Genomic DNA, 22,520 nt, shown 5'->3' with positions numbered 1-22,520 from the left:
CTATTCTTTAGGTGTTGTATCTACAAAATCAGGATTCATAAGCACTCGTCCTTCTTCCCTAGCCTTCATATAAACTGCTTTAGATGGTCTTGGTCTAATACGGTATTTGGTTGGATAGCCTGTTTCGCGTACAAAGTCGTCTGGCGTTCTTTCTGTTGGAAGATAGTCTTTTGTGGTTTCTCTCATACGCTTTAAACGCATGCGCATATCATTTAGCACGTAATCGTATTCAGCGTTTAAAGCTAAGTTTTGTAATTCATAAGGATCTTTTTCAACATCATACAATTCCTCTTCTGGCCTAGGCATTTCAAAGCACCACATTTGAGCTTTAGACAAAGTTCCATTATCTCTTTCTTCCTTCATGCTCTTCCAGGTTCTATCTCTTATTATATCAGCAGAAGGTGTATTAGGAAGGTCTGGATAATAGTTTTTAATGTACTTATACTTTTTGGTTCTTACAGCTCTTGTATAGTCTTCAAAATCATGAAAATGATCTTCGGCATAAACATCTTTTCTTGTTTCGTGATTAGTATCGGCAAGCATTGAAGAGAAATCAACACCATCAAAATCAGATAACGGTTCTAATCCAGCCAATTTCATAAATGTTGGCGCTATATCTACAGAACTTACTAAATTATCATTAACCGATCCAGGTTTAATCTTTGCTGGCCATTTTATAATCCAAGGTGTTCTAATCCCTCCATCATATAAGGTAGTTTTATCTCTAGGGAATGCTCTTCCATTATCTGATACAAATAATACAATTGTATTATCGGCAACACCTTGCGCTTCTAATTCGGCTATAACCTTTCCAACATAATCATCCATTCTAGTAATTTCCTCATAATATAGGGCGAAATCTTTCTTTGAAGCTTCTGTTTCGGGCATATATGGAGGAATAATAGTCTCATCAAGATCATATGGCTGATTACTAATACCCTCATAGAATGGCCTATGGGCATCAAAAGATGCTAACCAAGTAAAAAATGGTTTATCTTTAGGTCTATCTTGCAAAAGTTTTATCCACTCATCACAACCACTTCCATCTCCTTTTAAGCGTCTATCTAAACCAATTGGTGCATCTAACCATTGCATTTCTAAAAGTTGATCGAAATCGTCTCTAACTGGGTCTCCCATATGGTATTTTCCTGCTAAACCAGTCCAATACCCCGCATTCTTAAGTTCTTGCACGAAGGTTTTCTTATAATCCGGTAAAGGCCATGATAATTGTTCAGCATCCGTATTATGTGGGTATAATCCTGAAATAATACTTGTTCTACTCGGACTACATGAACTTGTTGTTAAAAACGCCTGATTGAAAATCATACCATCTTTAGCCATTTTATCTAAATGTGGCGTTCTTACATTAGGATGGCCATAAGCACCCAAATCGTTCCAACTAACATCATCTGCAATAATAAAAACTATGTTAGGTTGTTGATTTGGTTCTTCAATCTTCTTATCAGATTTACAAGATTGAACAAATAATATAACTACGGCTATAAAAACGAAAGCGTATTTTTTTAAATTCATGTATGTGTTTTGATGGTTTAAAAGTAAATGTAAGTATAAAAAAAGGTCGTTTTTTCAAACGACCTATATTTCCAGTATTTCGATATTATTTTACTATTGTAAACTTAAACCTCATAACTTGGTATAAACTTTAAAATTACTATACAAAGAAGACCTTGTAAACATATGTCTCAGGCCTATTCTACCATTTTTAACTTGATTCTGTTCATCTAAATCCCAAGAAAATACTTTTTCTTTTGAATCTCCTTTTACTCTAAAAAACAACTTAGTTTTAGTCTTAATAATTGTAATTTTATACTTCTTTCCAGGTATAAATAGTCCCGTATTAAAACTTGCTGGAGGAATCTCGGTAGTTGTATTAAAATCTGTTCCTTCTAACCTAGGGTATTGTCTAGCTCTAATATACTCACCATCATTTCCAAAAGCAGCATAGCTAATATGAAGACATTTCATATTATCAAAATAAGTTCTCATGTATGGTATATCACGTTCGTCTTTCCATGTGAAAATATCTTTTTTGCCCTCATGGATACCTTGTGCCTGAATATAGACTATATTCACCTGAGATACTCTGGTGTCTATTTTAGTATAATCATATTCTATTTTAACATCACCACTAAACGAGGGTTTGGTCCATAATACGGCATGACAAGAATGATCATGCTCCACATCTCCCGCACTAAAAAGCATACCTTTTTGAGTGTTTACGACTTGAGCCCTAAGGCCATCTAAAAACCATTTGGTTTCCCAATCTTCAGTGCAATTGTCACTAAATTTTAATTGCCATTTAGAGTCCGTATTTAATTGGACAAAATTTTCATTTTGTGCAAAAGCAGTGTTAATTATAAATAATATGATTAGACAACTTCTCAAAAGACTGAATATTATAAGCCGGCTATGGCACCTAATTCAGCAATAAATTTATCTGCTAAATCATCGGCTTCTTTTTGTGATTTCGCCTCTGTATAGATTCTTATTATTGGTTCAGTATTACTTTTTCTTAAATGCACCCAATTCTCTGGAAAATCTATTTTAACACCATCAATTGTTGTCAGTTGTTCATTCTGATATCTGTTTTCTATTTCCTTTAAAACTGCATCAACATCAAGCTCAGGTGTTAACTGTATTTTTTTCTTACTCATAAAGTAGTTAGGATACGTTTTTCTTAACTCACTAACAGACATCTTCTTATCTGCAAGAAGACTTAAAAACAACGCTACACCTACAAGAGCATCTCTTCCATAGTGTGAGTCTGGATAGATAATACCGCCATTACCTTCACCACCTATAACAACATTATTCTTCTTCATTAGTTTTACAACATTTACCTCTCCTACTGCACTAGCTTCGTAAGTTCCACCATGCTTTTCTGTTACATCTCTCAATGCTCGAGTTGAACTCATATTACTTACAGTATTTCCTGGCGTTCTACTTAAAACATAGTCTGCACAAGCTACCAACGTATATTCTTCACCAAACATATCTCCATTTTCGTCCATAAAAGCTAATCTATCTACATCTGGATCTACAACAATACCAAAATCTGCATTATGTTTCTTAACCGCTTCCGATAAATCTGTTAAATGTTCTTTTAAAGGCTCCGGGTTATGAGGAAAATGCCCATTTGGTTCGCAATATAATTTAACCACATCAACACCCAAACGTTCTAATAATAATGGAATAGCAATTCCACCAGTTGAATTTACACCATCTACAACTACTTTAAACTTTGCTTCCTCAATAGGCTTAACTGTTACAAGTGGTAGATCTAGTACCTCAATAATATGCAAATCTATATAGGCATCATTAACCGTAACCTTTCCTAGGCTATCAACATCCGCAAATTCAATAGTACCGCTATCCGCCAAATCTAGAATTTTGGCACCTTCAACAGCGTCCAAGAACTCCCCTTTTTCATTTAACAACTTTAAGGCATTCCATTGTTTTGGATTATGGCTTGCAGTTAAAATGATTCCGCCATCAGCATGTTCCATAGGTACAGCAACCTCTACGGTTGGAGTGGTAGACAGTCCTAAGTTCACAACATCTATACCTTGACCAATTAGTGTATTAATTACAAGACTCTGTATCATTTCACCAGAAATTCTGGCATCCCTTCCTACTACAACTTTGTAATTTTCTTTATTAGGTCTATTTTGCTTTACCCATGCGCCGTAAGCGGCAGCGAATTTCACAGCATCAATAGGTGTTAAGTTCTCACCAACTTGACCTCCAATAGTTCCTCTAATTCCTGAAATTGATTTTATTAGTGTCATATCTTTGTTTATGGATTTCTGCAAACGTACATATTTTTTTTAGCTTGTATTTTAACATAACCTAAAAAAATTAAGGATGGGATTTTAAATTCTAAATATGTTCTAAATTAGACAAGGAATTTGTAAATTCCTCGAATGAATTACTTAGCCCACATTTACCTTTCTGGCAATAATGACCTAGTAACTATTGGCAATTTTATAGCTGATGGTATAAAAGGTAGTAGTTATAAAACCTATTCTAAAGATGTTCAGGTTGGCATTCTGCTTCATAGACATATAGATACGTTTACCGATGCGCATAAAACAGTAAGATTAAGTACTAAACGGCTTCATGAAAAGTACGGACATTATTCTGGGATTATTGTAGATATATTATATGATCACTTTTTAGCCAAGAATTGGAATAAATATTCTAAAACGCCGTTAAATGAATATGTAGAAGCATTTTATGATCTCTTAGAGGAACATTACGACATGTTACCCCCTCGAATTCAAAAAATGATGCCTTATATGATAACAGATAATTGGCTATTGAGTTATGGGTCTATGGAAGGTATATCTAGAGTGTTGGACGGTATGAATAGGAGAACGAAGCATAAATCAAGTATGAATGAGGCTGTAATTGAGCTCGAAGAATTTTATCAGGAATTTGAAAATGAATTCACTTCGTTCTTTAACGAATTAATCACCTTTTCAACAGAAAAACTAAAAGAACTGAGCCTGAAAATTTCTTAATTGCCTTATATTTATAATACATTTTTACTTAAAAAAAGCTAATAAGCTAATGTTTTGGTAATTATGTTTTCACCTAATCCATTTTTCTAAAAAACATTAGGTTATATAATTAAACTTTGTAAATTGTGAAAAAAGTCTGATAGGTTTGAGCAAAAAGAAGAAAAAACCTTTAAAAATTTTATTTGGTTTGGTGATTTTTATCACCCTACCCAGCTTGCTATTTTGTGGATACATTTATTTTAAACATCATGAAGAACTTCCAACTGGTCTGGAAGGAGAAAAGGCAGACATCTTAGCAACTAAAATGTTAGACGCTTTGAATAAAAAAGCTTTTGATAGTACAAATGTTTTTGAATGGACGTATAAAAGTAGAAGGCATTATAAATGGGAGAAACTTAAAAACTGCTGTGAGGTATACTGGGAGGACAAAAAAGTTAAGTTATTTTTTGATAATAGCACTCCTAATCAAGCCTATGTGCACAGCTTTAAAGTTGATGGTGAATTAGCGGATGAACTCATAAAAGATGCCAAAAAATACTTCCACAAGGACGCCTTTTGGGTATTTGCTCCCTACAGAGTCTTTGATGATAATGTAAAACGCGCTTATGTTAATACGGCTCAAGGAAAGGCGCTATTAGTAACCTATCCAAACAGAGGGGCTTATTTATGGCACTTAGATAATAATGGAACTCCTAAAAGTTTTAAAATGTGGGATGACCAAACGCCTATAGATGGTTTAGAAGCTTCTTGGAACACCTGGACTACAACAGAAACCGGAGCAAAACTACCAACAGGGCATGAGATTCTTTTCTTTGGAATGGAAATCACAGATATAAAAGGCATGTATTAAAACATGATGAAAGAAATATTTAATCTTGTTTATGAGGTTCTAATGTTTCTTTCTGAATTAACAGGATTTAGCTACAAAGAAATAAATGTTCTTATTTGGTTTCTTCTAATTCCTTTTTCATGGGTTTATTTATTGGATAAGGCGATAAAAAAGCACATTTCAAAGGTAATATTCTTAGTAACTTTTCTTATTCTATGTGTTTTTATAAAAGACTTTTCCAATTTTTCAAATACACTATTTGATAAATCAGTCGATTTTCTAAGAAGTTTTGATTTTGTTGGAATGAATTATGTTGTGGCTTCGGTTGTAATATGCATATTTTTTCCAATAATTATGTATTGGATTCTCATAAAAAAAGCATTTTTCAAAAAGCCTTAAATCTATTTACTTCGTTGGCCTATAAATTTTTGGGAATCAGATTTAAACAATACATTAAAACTTGTTAAACTACCATAAATTCTTGTTACATATTGCTGCAAGTCTACCTTTTGTTGCTCATCTAAATCACTAGAATTTATGCGCTGCTCCATTACACGAAGTCTATCTCTAACCATTGTTATTTTGTGGAAAAATTTGTCTATTGGTAATTCATAAGCCTTTAAATTTTCATCCGCTGGTTGTAAAATAAGCGTTCCTCCTTTGTATTTATCGGCAATAGTAACAACTTCAGAAACATCGCTCCACTTCTTTAAAATATTCACTAAACTAGTTTCAACATCATAAAAACTAATGGTATCAACATCATCATAAGCGGCTTCAATAATATCAAATTCACTATCTAAATCAATAGTTTCTAAACCTTTATCAATAAATGTAACCCAATAATGTTGAGATGTAACATTGGTTATAACACCTTTACCGTATTCACTATGATTAATTCTTGAACCTATACCTAATAATTTCATCTTATTTTAAAAATTTAATATTCGAACTTCTGTTTACAATTATAACAAATCCAGAAGAAATGTTTACAGAAAATTAACAACTAAAATTGTAAATTAGCACTTTTGTCAAATATGAGCCAATTGAATGATTTTATTGAAGTAAAAGGAGCCAGAGCTCACAATTTAAAAAATATAGATGTTTCAATACCCAGAGAAAAACTTGTTGTTATTACAGGGCTTTCTGGTAGTGGAAAATCGTCCTTAGCTTTTGATACTATTTATGCGGAAGGGCAACGTCGATATATTGAAACCTTCTCTGCTTACGCCCGACAATTTTTAGGAGGCTTAGAAAGACCGGATGTTGATAAAATTGATGGTCTATCTCCCGTTATAGCCATTGAACAAAAAACAACCAGTAAATCACCACGATCTACAGTTGGAACCATTACAGAGATTTACGACTTTATGCGCCTTCTTTTTGCCAGAGCTAGTGACGCCTATAGTTACAATACTGGTGATAAAATGGTAAGTTACAGCGATGAGCAAATTAAAGAGCTTATATTAAAAGACTTTGAAGGCAAACGTATAAACATCCTATCTCCTGTTATAAGGTCTAGAAAAGGACATTATAGAGAGCTTTTTGAACAAATTGCTAAGCAAGGTTTTGTAAAAGTACGAACCGATGGTGACATTAGAGATATTACCAAAGGGATGAAACTAGATCGTTACAAAACTCATGATATTGAAATTGTAATAGATAGATTGGTAGTAAATGATTCGGTGGACAATGACAAGAGACTTACTGAAACTATCAATACCGCAATGTATCATGGAGATGATGTGCTATTGGTTATAGATCAAGATACAAACAAAGCCCGTTATTTTAGTAGAAATCTAATGTGCCCTTCATCTGGCATATCATATCCAAACCCAGAGCCTAATAATTTTTCTTTTAATTCTCCTAAAGGTGCATGCACAACATGTAATGGCATTGGCGAACTTTACAAGGTAAACGTTAATAAAATAGTTCCAGATGATACGCTTTCTATTAAAAACGGAGCTTTAGCACCACATGGTCCAGAGAAAAAAAGCTGGATTTTTAAACAGTTAGAAACCATTGCACAACGCTTCAATTTTAAGTTATCGGATCCCTACAAAGACATTCCAGATGAAGCCAAAGAAATGATTCTTTATGGGGGAAATGAAAAATTTAAGATTGAAAGTAAAACCCTTGGCGTAACAAGAAATTACAATATTGATTTTGAGGGCGTAGCTAACTTTATTGAAAATCAATATAAAACTGCAGAATCTACATCGTTAAAACGATGGGCAAAAGAATACATGGACAAAATTAAATGTCCAGAATGTGAAGGTTCTAGACTCAAGAAAGAATCCCTTTATTTTAAAATAAACGGAAAAAATATTGCCGAATTAGCAAATATGGATATTGCTGAGTTGGTTACTTGGTTTAATGATTTAGAAAATCACCTATCCGAAAAACAATTAAAAATTGCTGAAGAAATACTAAAAGAGATCAGATCTAGGTTGCAATTTTTATTAGATGTTGGTCTCGATTATTTATCCTTAAACCGAAGTTCCAAAACTTTGTCTGGAGGTGAAGCACAACGTATTAGATTGGCTACTCAAATAGGTTCGCAACTTGTTGGTGTTCTTTATATTTTAGATGAACCTAGCATAGGCTTGCATCAACGAGATAACGAAAAACTAATTAATTCCTTAGTTTCTCTACGAGATATTGGTAACTCAGTAATTGTGGTAGAACATGATAAGGATATGATTGAGCGTGCGGACTACGTTATAGATATTGGACCAAAAGCTGGAAAATACGGAGGAGAGATTATTAGTGAAGGCGATATTAATGAACTTAAAACACACAATACCTTAACTGCCGATTACCTTAACGGATCAAAAGAAATTGAAATTCCAAAAACGCGTAGAAAAGGTAATGGTAAGTTTTTAGAACTTAAAGGTTGCACAGGTAATAATCTTAAAAATGTTTCTGTTAAATTTCCTTTAGGTAAAATGATAGGAGTTACAGGTGTCTCAGGTAGTGGAAAGTCTACTTTAATTAATGAAACCTTGTATCCTATTTTAAATGCGCATTATTTTAACGGTGTAAAAGTACCAATGCCCTATAAAAACATTAAAGGTCTAGAACATATTGATAAAGTAATTGATATTAACCAATCCCCTATTGGGAGAACGCCTAGAAGTAACCCTGCAACGTATACTGGGACTTTTAGTGAAATTAGAGCTTTGTTTGCTAAAACACCTGAAGCTATGATTAGAGGCTATAAACCAGGCCGATTTAGTTTTAATGTTAAAGGCGGGCGTTGTGAAACTTGTCAAGGTGGAGGTTTACGCGTTATTGAAATGAACTTTTTACCAGATGTTTATGTAGAATGTGAAACATGCCAAGGAAAACGCTTCAATAGAGAAACTTTAGAAATACGATACAAAGGAAAGTCTATTAGTGATGTTTTAAATATGACCATTAACGAGGCTGTAGGTTTCTTTGAACACATACCAAAAATTTACAAGAAACTCAAAACTATTCAAGACGTTGGCTTGGGCTACATAACACTAGGGCAACAAAGTACTACCCTTTCTGGAGGTGAAGCTCAACGGATTAAACTTGCCACGGAACTAAGTAAAAGAGACACAGGAAACACTTTCTATATTCTTGATGAGCCTACAACAGGACTTCATTTTGAGGATATTAGAGTGCTAATGCAAGTCTTAAATAAACTTGTAGATAAAGGAAATACTGTTCTAATTATTGAACATAATTTAGATGTTATTAAGACCGTAGACCACATTATAGATATTGGCCATGAAGGAGGAAGAGGTGGCGGACAAATAGTCGTTGAAGGTACGCCAGAAGAGATTATTAAACATAAAAAGAGTTATACAGCCAAATTCCTTAAAAAAGAATTAAATTAGAAAAAATTAAAATTTATGAGAAAAGAACTGCACCATAAAGGTTGGAATGAAATTAAAACAAATGATTCTTGGGCAATCTTCAAGATTATGGGAGAATTTGTTAATGGATTTGAAAAAATGAGTCAAATTGGCCCTTGTGTTTCCATTTTCGGATCGGCAAGAACAAAACCAGATCAAAAATATTACCAACTCACCGTTGATGTTGCAGAGAAAATTGTTGAAGCCGGCTATGGCGTTATAACTGGAGGTGGCCCAGGTATTATGGAAGCCGGAAACAAAGGCGCTCATTTAGCAGGAGGAACCTCAGTTGGATTGAATATTGAATTACCTTTTGAGCAACATGATAATCCTTATATAGATCATAATAAAAGCCTAGATTTTGATTACTTCTTTGTTAGAAAAGTAATGTTTGTAAAATATTCTCAAGGGTTTGTAGTTATGCCAGGAGGATTTGGCACATTAGACGAATTCTTTGAAGCTTTAACACTAATACAAACCCATAAAATTGGAACATTCCCAATTATACTTGTAGGAACCGAATTTTGGGAAGGTCTTTTAGATTGGATTAAAAATACACTTCTTGATACTTTTGGCAATATTAGTCCTAAAGACATGGACCTAATTCACCTAGTTGACACCCCAGAAGAAGTTACCGAAATTCTAGATGCTTTTTATAAAGAATCTCAATTAAGTCCTAATTTTTAGTTAGGTATTAGGTATTTTTTATACTAACTTGTTATAATAATACATTGGTAACATTATATTAAAGCGTGCTTAAAAGCATATTTTACTATATTGCAGTGCCTTAAGTTATTTTTGAATTTATACCCTAAATGTTTATTTGATTTTGAAATTCCGCCTCATAAATTGCTTTTTCTTTTACTTTGTTTGCTTTAGTGTTTTTAGCCAAAATAAAATTGATCTTAAAGCAGTTTTTGATGTTGAAAATAGAAAGATTTCAATATCTCAAACTATTAGGTATTATAACACTTCACAAGAAACACTAGATACCATTTATTTAAATAACTGGGGCAACAGTTATTCTACAAAAATCACACCTTTAGCCAAAAGAATTGCAGACGAGTATAAAAACGATTTTCATTTAGCAAAAAATAAAGATAGAGGGTATTCGGTTGTAACATCAATTAAGCAAAATGGTATTGATTTAGAATATTGCGAACTCGAAAACTCACCAGATGTTGTTAAAGTTACTTTAAATAACCCCTTAATGCCTAAGGACTACTATGAAATTAAATTGGATTATGTAGTAAGAATACCGAATTCTAAATTTACTAAATATGGCTTAACCAATGAAGGTGATATTAACTTAAGATATTGGTACATTACTCCTGCAATTTATGATGGGAATTGGCAGTATTATAGTAACGAAGATTTAGATGATTTATTCATCCCTAAAGCAGATATTACGTTGGATCTCTATTGCCCTAAGGACTTTAAAGTAACTTCAGAATTAGATTTAGATAGCCACACGCAAAACACTAATAATCAAAACCTTAAACTCTCAGGAAAAAATAGACTAAACACCAAATTATTCCTAAATAAGCAAAAGATTTTCAACACTATTCAGAATGATGATTTTGCCTTAGTGTCTGGTATAGAAGATAAAAAGCTTCAGGTTATAGACAAGGTATTGATAACAGAAAAAATACTTGGATTTCTAGAGGAAAACTTAGGCAAATATCCTCACAAAAAACTTATTGTATCACATATTGACTATAACAAGAATCCTATATATGGATTAAACTTTTTACCAAAATTCTTAAAACCTTACCCTAATCGCTTTCAGTACGAAATAAAGCTTCTAAAGATTGCATTAAATAATTATTTAGAAAACACACTTCTTCTTAACCCAAGAAAAGAGCAATGGCTAATGGATGGTATTCAAATCTACTACTTAATTAAGTATGTTGATGAATATTATCCAAAAATGAAATTTCTTGGCTCCTTTGCAGATATTTGGGGAATAAGAGCATTTCATGCAGCAGATATGAAGTTTAATGACAAGTATACACTTGTTTTTATGCTAATGGCCAGAACAAATAGAGATCAAAAGCTAACAATGCCTAAAGATTCGCTTTTAAAATTTAACAGTAACATAGCTAACCAATACAAAGCAGGATTAGGTTTAAGATATCTAGACGATTTTGTGAATAAAGATATCGTAGAAAACAGTCTTTCCGAATTTGTAAAAGAGAATAAATTAAAAGACATATCTACTAAAGACTTTGAAGATCTCATAAAGTCCAAAACATCTAAAGATATTAGTTGGTTTTTTGATGATTACCTAAATACTAGAAAAAAAATTGACTTTAAAATCAAAAATGTTATTAAAACTGAGGATTCTGTTACACTTACCATAAAGAATAAGCGTGAAAATAGTATGCCCATTTCGCTATACGCATTAAAAGATGACAGTATCATTTCTAAAACTTGGGTTCAAAACATATCAAAAAGCAAAACCATTACGATTCCTAGAAACGATGCAAATAAGCTAGTTCTAAATTACAATAAAGCTATTCCTGAAATAAACGTTAGGGATAACTGGAAATCTTTAAAAGGAAATCGCTTATATAATAAACCGCTTCAATTTAGAGTATTTCAAGACATAGAAGACCCGCATTACAGTCAAGTTTTCTTTATGCCTGTAATAGAATATAATAATATCTATGATGGCCTTAGTTTAGGAGCAAGAATGTATAACAAAACGGTTCTAAGAAAACTTTTAAATTACAAAATAGAACCAAGATATGCCTTTGGTTCACGCACCCTAACGGGATCAACTACTATTTCTAATATTCACTATCTAGAAAACAAGAATTTATACAGAATAAACTATGGTATTGGAGCCTCTTATTCTTCCTATGCCGAAGACCTTTTTGTGAGAAGAATAACACCTTCGCTTACATTTTATTTTAGAGACGACAATGATTTCAGATCTAACAAACGTAAAATATTAAGTTTTAGATATATTGATATTCATAGAGATAAAGATGTAAATAATATCTTAACGTCTTCCGAACCAAATTATAGTGTCTTTAGCGCCAGGTATATTCATTCTAATGATAACTTAATAAACTTTGGAAAATGGACAGCAGATTTTCAATTAGCAAAAGAATTTAGTAAAGTATCTTTTAAGTATGAATATAGAAAACTGTTTGAAAGTAATAGGCAATTAAACTTAAGATTCTTTACAGGTGCATTTATAAGCAATAAAACCGACCTAGATTCTAACTACTTTAGTTTTGCTTTAGATAGACCAACAGATTATTTATTTGAATATGCTTATTTAGGACGTTCTGAATCTTCAGGGATATTTAGCCAACAATTTATAACAGCAGAAGGTGGTTTTAAATCTAAATTAGAGTTTCCTTATGCCAACCAGTGGATGTCTACACTCAATGCAAGTACAACATTATGGAAGTATGTTTTACTTTATGGCGACATTGGCTTAGTTAAGAACAAGTTTGATTCCACACATTTTGTATATGATTCTGGAATAAGACTTAACCTGGTTACAGATTACTTTGAAATTTACTTTCCTCTGTATTCTAATCTTGGCTGGGAAATAGGACAACCAAACTACGATCAAAAGATAAGATTCAAGTTTACCGTAGACCCACAAGTCCTGTTAGGTCTTTTCCGTAGAAGATGGTTTTAAAACACTAATAATTACATTTTTTTACAAAAAACAGCGTTTATTTTGAAAAATATTCAATTTAAACATAAAAAACTAATTATTTTTTAACAATTGTTAACAATAAGAGTGGGCTTAAAATTGCAAAATCGGTATAAATCACCTATTTTTGCACATTGAAAAACCGTTCTTAAATTATGCAGAGTATTCCCGATTTAAAAAACATATCATTCGAAGATTTTAAAGCTGAAGTAATTAACGATTACAAAATAGCGGTTAGAAGCAGAGAATGTAGTTTATTAGGAAGACGCGAGGTATTAACTGGTAAGGCTAAATTCGGAATTTTTGGAGATGGTAAAGAAGTCCCTCAATTAGCAATGGCTAAAGCCTTTAAAAAAGGAGATTGGAGATCGGGTTACTACAGAGACCAAACCTTTATGATGGCTTTGGGAGAATTAACAGCCGAACAATTCTTTGCAGGTTTATATGCCAATACAAATATGAGCCAAGAACCAATGTCTGCAGGTCGCCAAATGGGAGGGCATTTTATGTCTCATAGCCTAGACGAGAATGGCAACTGGAAAGATCTAACCCAACAATACAATTCAAGTCCAGATATTTCATGTACAGCAGGACAAATGCCAAGACTACTAGGCTTAGCTCAAGCATCTCAGGTATTTAGAAAAGTGGATGATATTAAATCTGGCAACCTATCTGTTAATGGTAATGAGGTAGCTTGGGGAACAATTGGTAATGCCAGTACAAGTGAAGGTCTCTTTTTTGAAACCATAAATGCGGCTGGTGTTTTACAAGTACCAATGGTTATAAGTGTTTGGGATGATGAATACGGTATTTCCGTGCATGCTAAGCACCAAACTACCAAAGAAAATATTTCCGAAATCTTAAAAGGTTTTCAACGCGATGAAAATAATGCGGGTTATGAAATTCTTCGTGTAAAAGGTTGGGATTATGCCAATTTAGTTGAAACCTTTCAAGAAGCTGGAGATGTTGCAAGAGAAGAACATATTCCAATTTTAATTCACGTTACTGAATTAACACAACCACAAGGTCATTCCACTTCAGGCTCTCATGAGCGCTACAAAAGTGCAGAACGCTTAGAATGGGAAAGACAGCATGATTGTAATCTTAAAATGCGCGAATGGATGATTGAAAGCAGTATTGCAACTGCCGAAGAACTTATTGAGATTGAACGCACGATAAAAAGAGAAGTTAGAGAAGCTAAGAAAAATGCTTGGAATACATTTTTAAGACCTATAGTTAAAGAAAAAAATGAATTAGTTGCACTTTTAACACAAGTTGCGTCAAAATCCGCAAATGGCGTTTTTGTCAACAAATTAAAGGAGACTATTTCTGCTATAGATGAACCAACAAGAAAAGACATTCTTTCTTGTGCTAGAAAAGCTTTAAGATATACAATTGGTGAAACCTATGCAGAAAAACAAAAACTAGGAAATTGGATCAACTCAGTATTAGAAGAGACCCAACCCCTATTTAGCTCGCATTTGTATTCTGAAACTGCGCATAACAATACGCGAATTACCGAGATTAAACCAACTTATAATGATGATGCTCCGCTTGTGGATGGCAGAATTATTTTAAGAGATAATTTTGACACCATTTTCAATAATTACCCAGAGGCATTAGTTTTTGGTGAAGACACAGGAAATATAGGTGATGTAAATCAAGGATTAGAAGGTTTACAAGCTAAATACGGAGAACTTAGAATTGCAGACGCTGGTATTAGAGAAGCTACCATTATTGGACAAGGAATTGGTATGGCTCTTAGAGGTTTACGTCCAATTGCTGAAATTCAGTATTTAGATTACATTCTTTATGGGCTTCAAACGATTAGCGACGATCTTGCTACTATTCACTACCGCTCTAAGGGTAAACAAAAAGCACCACTTATTATTAGAACCAGAGGTCATAGACTAGAAGGTATATGGCATTCAGGATCGCAAATGGGAGGATTACTCAATTTATGTAGAGGTGTAAACTTATTAGTGCCTAGAAATATGACAAAAGCTGCAGGTTTTTATAACACTTTATTGCAAGGTGATGATCCTGCCATTGTTGTAGAATGTCTTAACGGTTATAGGCTAAAAGAAAAGATGCCTAATAACTTAGGAAATCTAAGGACACCTATTGGAGTTACAGAAACTGTAAAAGAAGGAACAGATATTACGCTAGTGTCCTATGGGTCCACTTTACGCATTGTAGAAAAGGTAGCTAAAGAGTTACTAACTGTTGGTATTGATGCCGAAGTGATTGATGTACAGTCTTTATTGCCTTTTGACCTTAATCATGATATAGTTAAAAGTATAGAAAAGACTAACCGACTTATGATTATTGACGAGGATGTACCTGGTGGAGCTTCAGCCTATATCTTAGATGAAATTCTAAATAAACAAAAGGCGTTCCAATATTTGGATAGCGAACCTAAGACATTAACAGCCAAACCGCATAGACCTGCATATGGAGATGATGGTGATTATTTTTCTAAACCATCTGCCGAAGATATTTTTGAAGCTATTTATAAAGTAATGCATGAAGTTAGTCCTTCAGACTATCCAAAATTAAGATAAAGACAAAATCTAAATAATAATAAAGCCTTTCTTTTATCGAAAGGCTTTTTTTATGAACACTATTTACAAAACTTTGATTTGCAACACATTGATTTTCCTTTTTAAATTGGTTAAATTCGTTTCACTTACTAAACACTAAATAAACTAAACATGAAACCTTTTTTAAAACTGATTGTCTTTAGCCTTCTATTATCACTCAGCTCTTGTATTAAACAATCTGAAAAATCTACAAAACCAGCTGAAGCACCTCAAGATAATTCTATTGCTTCCACCAATGATTATACACTAAATGAGGATACATTTTATCAATATTCCATTTGGTTTGCCTTTGTTAACAAAGTATTTGACGGCGATTTAACCGTAGAGGAATTAAAAAAACATGGGGATGTAGGATTAGGCTCTTTTGATTTTCTTGATGGAGAACTGATTATGTTAGATGGAATACCCTATCGCATAAGAGAAAATGGAGAAATTAGTGTGGGACAAGACAAGGATGAAATTGTCTATGCCGATGCAGCTTTTTTTAATAAAGAAGACAGTTTTCCTATAGAAGAAACTGTAAAATTTGGCGATTTACCTTCTAAACTAGACGCAAAGAAGAAATCCCCTCATTACTTCTATGTATATAAAATTCATGGAAGCTTTAAACATATTAAATTGGGAGGTGTTCCTAAAGTTAAGAGACCTTTTAAAGACGGACTAGATGTACTCATACCCAACAGGCCTGTTTTTGAGGCTGAAAATATTTCAGGAACTTTAGTAGGTTTTTATTGTCCAGATTTTATTGGACACATTAATGCCAAAGGACACCATTTTCATTTTATTAGTGATGATAAAAAATGGGGAGGTCATGTTATGGATTTTGAATCCTCTTTAACATTAGAGGTTCAGTTCGATACCAAAACGAAATACGAATTTGATCTACCTAAAAGCGAGGAGTTTGAAAACGTAAACCTGAGCAAGAAATTTCAATACAATTAGAAACTATGTTTAGGAATTTTGTTTTTATTACGCTTTTAGTAAGCGTAACACTTTTTAATTGCTCAAAATCGACGCAAATTCAATCGCCTTTAGTTGATTTCGCAAAAGAACACGTAAAAAAGGCCATTGATGAGAATGGTCTTAAAAAACTAAATATTACTTGGATAATTGATAGTTCTACCCTTAAACCTCAAGCCTATAAAGTTTCGGTACATGCCGAAAAGCTTACTATTGCAGGAGGCGATGAACTTGGGCTAATGTATGGTGGATTGGAAGTTTCAGAACAGCTTTCATTGAACGGTAACGTTGTAGATACCGCACATGAACCCTTTATTTTGAAAAGAGGTTTAAAAATGAATATTCCACTAGATGCTAGAACGCCCAGTTATGATGACTCTGGTGATGCGGCTATCAAAAATGTAAAAACGGTTTGGGAATGGGACTTTTGGAAAAACTATCTGGACCAAATGGCAGTAAACAGATACAATGTATTATCGCTCTGGAACCCTCACCCTTTCCCTTCTTTAATCCAGTTAAAGGACTATCCAGAAGTAGCATTAGATGACATCTATACCACAAGTTATACACCAAACGGATTAGAAAATGAAATGGGAGATCCTGGATTGGTTTCAAGCGTAGTTTTTGACAATCTGAAACTTGTAAAAAAGCAATCTATTGAAGAAAAAATAGCCTTTTGGCAAAAAGTAATGGCGTATGCCCACAATAGAGGCATTGATATTTACTGGGTAAATTGGAATATTTGCCCTAATAGCGTAGCTACGCCAGTTGATCCCATGTACAAAACCTATAGAATAAATATGACCGATGAAAAACCTGGTAAACATGGTATTACACATCAAATGGATAACCCAATAACCATTGCATACCATCGTGCAGCAGTAAAAGAATTCTTAAAAACATATCCATACGTAAAAGGAATTGGTATAACATCTGGTGAGCATATGCCCCTAACTTGGGAAGGTTCGAATAGAGAAGAATGGGTTTGGAACACCTATGGACTTGGAATTCTTGATTTCAAAAAAGAACAGCCTAACAGAAAGGTAGACTTAATACATAGAGTTTGGCATTCAGACATGGCTCAAATAATGAACTATTGGGGCGAATATCCAGATGATTTTGATGTAAGCTTTAAGTATGCTAAAGCCCGCCTGTACTCCTCTCCTAGCATTAATTTTTATGACGATCATATTGCATCAATGAAACAGTATAATCTCAAGTCTTGGTGGAACCTTAGAAATGATGACATTTTTGTTTACCGATGGGCTAATACGGATTACGTTAGGGCGTTTATTGCAAATATGCCTCAAGACACCAAGGGTTATTATATGGGTTCTGATGGTTACGTATGGGCTAAGGAATTTATTAGTAAAGTGCCAGAACTTTCTGGAGAATATGAATTTGACAAACATAAATTCAAGTTTATGCTTTGGGGGCGTTTAGGCTATAACAATGAACTATCGGAAGAGATTATTTTTAAAACCTTTGATAAACACTATAACTCCAAGGATAATAAATCATTATTCAGAGCTTGGCAAACTGCTTCTAAGATTATTCCACAGGTGAACAGATTTCATTGGCGCAATTGGGATGCTGATTGGTCTGTAGAATCTTGTAGAGCAAGAGAAAAGCTTGGAGGTTTTAGAGATGTTTTTGATTTTGTAAATAATCCCGTAATGTCAGGTCAAAACCTTATCAATCCGAGAGATTACGCTTTAAAAACCTCTAAAAGAGAAAAAGTTGAGGAAACAACTCCTCTTCAAGTCTCTGAAAATTTAATCTTTTGGGGTTATGAATGTATTGATACTGCAGAAAAACTGTATAATCCAGAAATGTCTGCTCAATCTAAAGCCTTAATTTCAGATATAAAAGCCATGGGTTATTTAGGCATATATTACGCTCATAAAATTAATGCCGCTGTAGATTTAGCGTATTACAACCTAAGAAAAGAAGAGGCTTACAAAATTGTAGCCATAAGTAATATGGAAAAAGCCCTAGAAGCTGTTATAAAATACGCCCACATATCAAACCTTAATTACAAACCTCAAATGTTGGCACGTCCCGGAGCTCTGAATTGGAATGATATGGTAAATGAAGTAAAAAAAGAACTAGAAGCTGTAAAGAAATTACAATAAATGAAAGCTGTCTCTGTAAAAGAAATAAAACAAGAACTTAACACACTTACACCTAAAGAAGTACAGGATATTTGTTTGAGGTTATCTAGATTTAAAAAAGAAAATAAAGAGTTACTTACCTATCTTCTTTTTGAATCTCATAATGAGGAAGGCTATATTCAAAGTGTAAAAGACTATATTGATGAAGAATTTGAAATTATAAATAGAGATAGCTTCTACTACATACGCAAAAGCGTTAGAAAAATTCTTAGAAATATAAAGAAGTACGTTAGGTATTCGCAAAAAAAGGAAACCGAAGTAGAACTCCTGCTCTACTTTTGTAAAAAACTAAAAGATTTTAAACCGAATATTCAACGGAGTACACAATTATTAAACATGTATAAGCGCCAGTTATTTTTAGCTAAAAAACATATGAGCACATTACATGAAGATTTACAATATGATTTTAATATCATGATTGAAGAATTAGAATAACAAAATTGTAAATCATCATACTTTAGTTTGAATGCTATTGAGCATTATTTTATATTTGCCCTCTTAACAAGAAGTAGACTTTATGAAGATTTCATATAACTGGTTAAAGCAGTTTATAAAAATAGATTGGACTCCAGAAAAAACAGGTGAATTACTAACAGACTTAGGGCTTGAAGTAGAAGGAATTGAGACCTATCAGTCTGTAAAAGGAGGGCTTGAAGGTGTTGTTGTTGGTGAAGTATTAACTTGTGAAAAACATCCTAACGCAGATAAGTTAAAAGTTACTACAGTTAACATTGGAGAAGACGCTCCAGTGCAAATAGTTTGTGGTGCTCCCAATGTTGCTGCAGGGCAGAAAGTACCAGTTGCTACCATTGGCACAGTACTTTACACTGAGGAGGGTGAAAGTTGGAAAATTAAAAAAGGGAAAATAAGAGGTGAAGAAAGCTTCGGGATGATTTGTGCCGAAGATGAACTTGGTTTAGGCAAATCTCATGAGGGTATCATGGTCCTAAACGATGCTTTAGAAGTTGGAACACCTTGTGCGAGTATTTTTGACATTGAAAACGATCAAGTTTTTGAAATCGGCTTAACTCCTAACAGAGCAGACGCTATGAGTCATTTAGGAACTGCAAGAGATCTTAAAGCTGGTCTATTACAAAAAGGTACCAATCTTGAATTAATAACACCATCTGTTAGTGCTTTTCAAGTTGAAAATAGAACATTAAAAATAGATGTAGACGTTGTTAATAAAGAATTAGCACCTAGATACTGTGGTGTTACTATTTCTGGCTTAAAAGTTAAAGAATCACCAAGCTGGTTACAAAATAGATTAAAGGCTATTGGCCTAGCTCCTATAAATAATATTGTTGATGCTACAAATTATGTTTTACATGAACTAGGACAGCCTCTACATGCTTTTGATGCAGTTAAAATTGCTGGGAACAAAGTAGAAGTTAAAACTTTACAAAAGGGCACAAAGTTTACTACTCTAGATGGTATAGAACGTGAATTACATGAAGACGACTTAATGATCTGCGATGCCGAAAAACCAATGTGTATTGCTGGTGTTTTTGGTGGTGAATATTCAGGTGTTACGGAAACAACAACATCCATCTTTTTAGAAAGTGCTTATTTTAATCCTGTTTCTGTTAGAAAAACAGCTAAACGTCATGGATTAAATACAGATGCCTCTTTTAGATTTGAACGTGGTATTGATCCTAATTTCACAAAATATGCCTTAAAGCGTGCTGCTTTATTAATTCAAGAGATTGCAGGAGGTGAAATTACAAGTGAAATCACAGATATTTATCCGAATAAGATTGAGGATTTTCAAGTTTTATTAAATTTTGAAAATGCCAAGAAACTTATTGGTCAAGAGATTCCTCGAGAAACTATAAAAAGCATCCTATCATCCTTAGAAATTAAAGTTAATAATGTAACCGAAACAGGTTTAGGATTAACGGTTCCAGCTTATAGAAATGATGTACAGCGTGAGGCTGATGTTATAGAAGAGGTGCTTCGTGTTTATGGATACAACAATATTGAAACTACTAAAAAGCTAAATGCTTCAATATCTAGTACATCCAAATATGATGATCATAGAATTCAAAATGTTGTTGGAGATCAACTAGTATCTCAAGGATTCTATGAAATTATGGCCAACTCCCTAACTACTGCCAAGTACACTGAACTTAGTGAACACCTAAAAGAAGAACATAACGTATCTATTTTAAATCATTTAAGTACAGATTTAGGTGTAATGAGACAAAGTTTACTCTTCTCAGGTTTAGAAGCTGTAAGCTATAATATTAACAGAAAACAAGATAACTTAAAGCTATTTGAATTTGGTAAAACATATCACCAATTTGGTGAAACCAGAGAAGAATTTAAGCACTTATCTGTTTTTGTTTCTGGAAATCGTTCTCAAGAACGTTGGACAAACGCCATTCAAAAAAGCGATTTTTTCTTCCTGAAAGGTACCATTACAAGTATTTTAGCAAGATTAGGTTTATCTAGATATAAGGTTTCTCCGGTTAAAAATGATATTTTTAGCGAGGGTATAAGCTTATCATTAGGTAAAAACAAACTAGTAGACCTTGGGTTAGTAAATAAAAAGATTTTGAAACACTTTGGAATTGGTCAAAATGTTTTATTTGCTGATTTTAATTGGGATGCCGTTTTAGAAATGGTAAAGCATAATAAAGTTAAGTTTAAAGATATTCCTAAATATCCTGCTGTACGTAGAGACTTTGCCTTACTTCTTGATGATACCGTTACTTTTGAAGATATAGATAAGATTGCTTCTCAAACAGAAAAGCAGTTATTAAAAGATGTGGATTTATTTGATGTTTATCAGGGTAAAAACTTACCAGCAGGTAAAAAGAGTTATGCCGTTAGTTTCACCTTACAGGATGAAAATAAAACGCTTACCGATAAGCAAATAGATAAAATTATGAACAAGTTGCAAGCAAACTTTGAAAAGCAACTTGGTGCTGAACTGAGATAGATAATTGTCATGCTTACTAAACATTTTTTTGTGGTACTTATGTGCTGTGTTTTTTCAGCTCCGTACGCCAACGCTCAAAACAAATTATATAAAATAGACCAATCTCAAGAAACAACATGGTCTCTTTTAAAATATGATATTAATGCCACCTGGCATAGTGTTAAACACTCATTCACAAGACCTATTAAATGGAAGAAAAAGGATTTTACTAAGTTTGGTGGACTAATTGTTGGAACTGCTGTTTTATCATTAGCGGATGAAGAAGCCTACGATTTTGCTATAAGACAAAGAGATGGAACCCCTAAAATTGTAAGAGATTTTGGTTGGTACTTTGGCAATCCTCAAAACTACTTTATTGCCAATGCAGGTTTATATGGATACGGGTTATTTACAAAAAATGAAAAGGTAAGACGTACTAGTGTTTTGATTATTTCTTCTTCTGTAACTACAGGTTTAATTCAAACTTTTGCCAAAAATGGATTTGGTAGAGCAAGACCCAGTCAAGAATTAGGAGCGCATTATTTTGAACCTTTTTCTAAAGAACCAGGATTACATTCTTTTCCATCTGGGCATACGGTATTATCTGTTACAATGTCTCACGCTATAGCAAAACAATTTGAGAACCCTTGGGTTAAAGCTGGTATTTACACAATTGGTGCCATCCCTCCTATTTCAAGACTTGTAGATGGTGCACATTGGTTAACTGATGTGACTTTTGGGGCAATACTAAGTATAGTCGTTGTTGATGGTATAGATAAATTTCTATATAAAAATGAATCTCATAATATTCCATATGCAAAGCCAAAAGCAATTTCTTGGAATATTTCCTTTGGCCCCAACAAAGTTGGATTAGTTGGCACATTCTAAATTTCGCACTTAAGAATTTTAGTTAAAAGCATT

At 33.4% G+C, this 22,520-nt stretch carries 15 protein-coding genes; 11 read left to right on the top strand and 4 right to left on the bottom strand.

All coding sequences use genetic code 11. The features are described from left to right. From FUA24_RS10470 to glmM, 3 genes are all read right to left on the bottom strand, one after another. Positions 1-1,533, bottom strand: coding sequence for a sulfatase family protein (locus FUA24_RS10470; protein WP_148542100.1), 1,533 nt, complete (start codon positions 1,531-1,533; stop codon positions 1-3). Between the two features lie 111 nt (positions 1,534-1,644). Further along, positions 1,645-2,406, bottom strand: coding sequence for a DUF1961 family protein (locus tag FUA24_RS10465; RefSeq protein ID WP_222861344.1), 762 nt, complete (start codon positions 2,404-2,406; stop codon positions 1,645-1,647). An 11-nt stretch (positions 2,407-2,417) separates the two neighbouring features. Continuing rightward, positions 2,418-3,809: a phosphoglucosamine mutase gene (glmM, locus tag FUA24_RS10460; RefSeq protein WP_148542096.1), complete on the bottom strand. Its 1,392-nt coding sequence runs from the start codon at positions 3,807-3,809 to the stop codon at positions 2,418-2,420. 135 nt (positions 3,810-3,944) lie between these two features. Between glmM and FUA24_RS10455 the strand changes: the two genes are divergently transcribed. Together FUA24_RS10455 and FUA24_RS10450 are read left to right on the top strand one after the other, a co-directional pair. Further along, positions 3,945-4,544, top strand: coding sequence for an acyl carrier protein phosphodiesterase (locus tag FUA24_RS10455; protein ID WP_148542094.1), 600 nt, complete (start codon positions 3,945-3,947; stop codon positions 4,542-4,544). 145 nt (positions 4,545-4,689) lie between these two features. After that, the gene (locus FUA24_RS10450; protein ID WP_148542092.1) at positions 4,690-5,394 is read left to right on the top strand and encodes a hypothetical protein; all 705 of its coding nucleotides are present in this window, start codon (positions 4,690-4,692) and stop codon (positions 5,392-5,394) included. A 380-nt stretch (positions 5,395-5,774) separates the two neighbouring features. On the opposite strand, the gene FUA24_RS10445 is transcribed toward FUA24_RS10450, so the two are convergent. After that, complete coding sequence (locus tag FUA24_RS10445) at positions 5,775-6,299, bottom strand: hypothetical protein (protein WP_148542090.1); 525 nt, start codon at positions 6,297-6,299, stop codon at positions 5,775-5,777. A gap of 111 nt (positions 6,300-6,410) precedes the next feature. Here FUA24_RS10445 and uvrA point away from each other — a divergent pair, with 111 nt between their 5' ends. The 9 genes from uvrA (at position 6,411) to FUA24_RS10400 (ending at position 22,487) form a co-directional block, all read left to right on the top strand. Beyond that, entirely contained in the window at positions 6,411-9,242 is a 2,832-nt protein-coding gene (uvrA, locus tag FUA24_RS10440; protein ID WP_148542088.1) for an excinuclease ABC subunit UvrA, read from the top strand. A 15-nt stretch (positions 9,243-9,257) separates the two neighbouring features. Beyond that, positions 9,258-9,947 (top strand): LOG family protein, encoded by a 690-nt coding sequence (locus FUA24_RS10435; protein WP_148542086.1) that lies wholly within the window; start codon positions 9,258-9,260, stop codon positions 9,945-9,947. Positions 9,948-10,089: 142 nt separating this feature from the next. Beyond that, complete coding sequence (locus FUA24_RS10430) at positions 10,090-12,921, top strand: gluzincin family metallopeptidase (RefSeq protein ID WP_148542084.1); 2,832 nt, start codon at positions 10,090-10,092, stop codon at positions 12,919-12,921. A gap of 173 nt (positions 12,922-13,094) precedes the next feature. Continuing rightward, positions 13,095-15,503 (top strand): alpha-ketoacid dehydrogenase subunit alpha/beta, encoded by a 2,409-nt coding sequence (locus FUA24_RS10425; RefSeq protein WP_148542082.1) that lies wholly within the window; start codon positions 13,095-13,097, stop codon positions 15,501-15,503. 150 nt (positions 15,504-15,653) lie between these two features. Next, positions 15,654-16,484, top strand: a complete 831-nt coding sequence (gene budA / locus FUA24_RS10420) for an acetolactate decarboxylase (RefSeq protein ID WP_148542080.1) — start codon at positions 15,654-15,656, stop codon at positions 16,482-16,484. Positions 16,485-16,489: 5 nt separating this feature from the next. Next, positions 16,490-18,637, top strand: coding sequence for a beta-N-acetylhexosaminidase family protein (locus FUA24_RS10415; RefSeq protein WP_148542078.1), 2,148 nt, complete (start codon positions 16,490-16,492; stop codon positions 18,635-18,637). Further along, positions 18,638-19,111, top strand: coding sequence for a hypothetical protein (locus FUA24_RS10410; protein WP_148542075.1), 474 nt, complete (start codon positions 18,638-18,640; stop codon positions 19,109-19,111). It abuts the gene before it with no gap. 82 nt (positions 19,112-19,193) lie between these two features. Then, entirely contained in the window at positions 19,194-21,620 is a 2,427-nt protein-coding gene (gene pheT / locus FUA24_RS10405) for a phenylalanine--tRNA ligase subunit beta (protein WP_148542073.1), read from the top strand. Positions 21,621-21,629: 9 nt separating this feature from the next. Next, a complete protein-coding gene (locus tag FUA24_RS10400; RefSeq protein WP_148542071.1) occupies positions 21,630-22,487 on the top strand; it encodes a phosphatase PAP2 family protein in 858 nt (285 codons plus the stop codon). The last annotated feature ends 33 nt before the right edge of the window (positions 22,488-22,520 follow it).

This window comes from Seonamhaeicola marinus (genome assembly GCF_008085455.1).
Note: the sequence above shows the minus strand (reverse complement) of the source record. Positions and strands in the feature narration are given on the sequence as shown.

Excerpts from the sequence above, each read along its gene's own strand:
- uvrA (WP_148542088.1), top strand. The coding sequence starts at position 6,411 with ATGAGCCAATTGAATGATTTTATTGAAGTAAAAGGAGCCAGAGCTCAC.
- glmM (WP_148542096.1), bottom strand. The coding sequence starts at position 3,809 with ATGACACTAATAAAATCAATTTCAGGAATTAGAGGAACTATTGGAGGT.
- budA (WP_148542080.1), top strand. The coding sequence starts at position 15,654 with ATGAAACCTTTTTTAAAACTGATTGTCTTTAGCCTTCTATTATCACTC.
- FUA24_RS10445 (WP_148542090.1), bottom strand. The coding sequence starts at position 6,299 with ATGAAATTATTAGGTATAGGTTCAAGAATTAATCATAGTGAATACGGT.
- FUA24_RS10400 (WP_148542071.1), top strand. The coding sequence starts at position 21,630 with ATGCTTACTAAACATTTTTTTGTGGTACTTATGTGCTGTGTTTTTTCA.
- FUA24_RS10470 (WP_148542100.1), bottom strand. The coding sequence starts at position 1,533 with ATGAATTTAAAAAAATACGCTTTCGTTTTTATAGCCGTAGTTATATTA.
- FUA24_RS10425 (WP_148542082.1), top strand. The coding sequence starts at position 13,095 with ATGCAGAGTATTCCCGATTTAAAAAACATATCATTCGAAGATTTTAAA.
- pheT (WP_148542073.1), top strand. The coding sequence starts at position 19,194 with ATGAAGATTTCATATAACTGGTTAAAGCAGTTTATAAAAATAGATTGG.
- FUA24_RS10455 (WP_148542094.1), top strand. The coding sequence starts at position 3,945 with ATGAATTACTTAGCCCACATTTACCTTTCTGGCAATAATGACCTAGTA.
- FUA24_RS10415 (WP_148542078.1), top strand. The coding sequence starts at position 16,490 with ATGTTTAGGAATTTTGTTTTTATTACGCTTTTAGTAAGCGTAACACTT.
- FUA24_RS10435 (WP_148542086.1), top strand. The coding sequence starts at position 9,258 with ATGAGAAAAGAACTGCACCATAAAGGTTGGAATGAAATTAAAACAAAT.
- FUA24_RS10410 (WP_148542075.1), top strand. The coding sequence starts at position 18,638 with ATGAAAGCTGTCTCTGTAAAAGAAATAAAACAAGAACTTAACACACTT.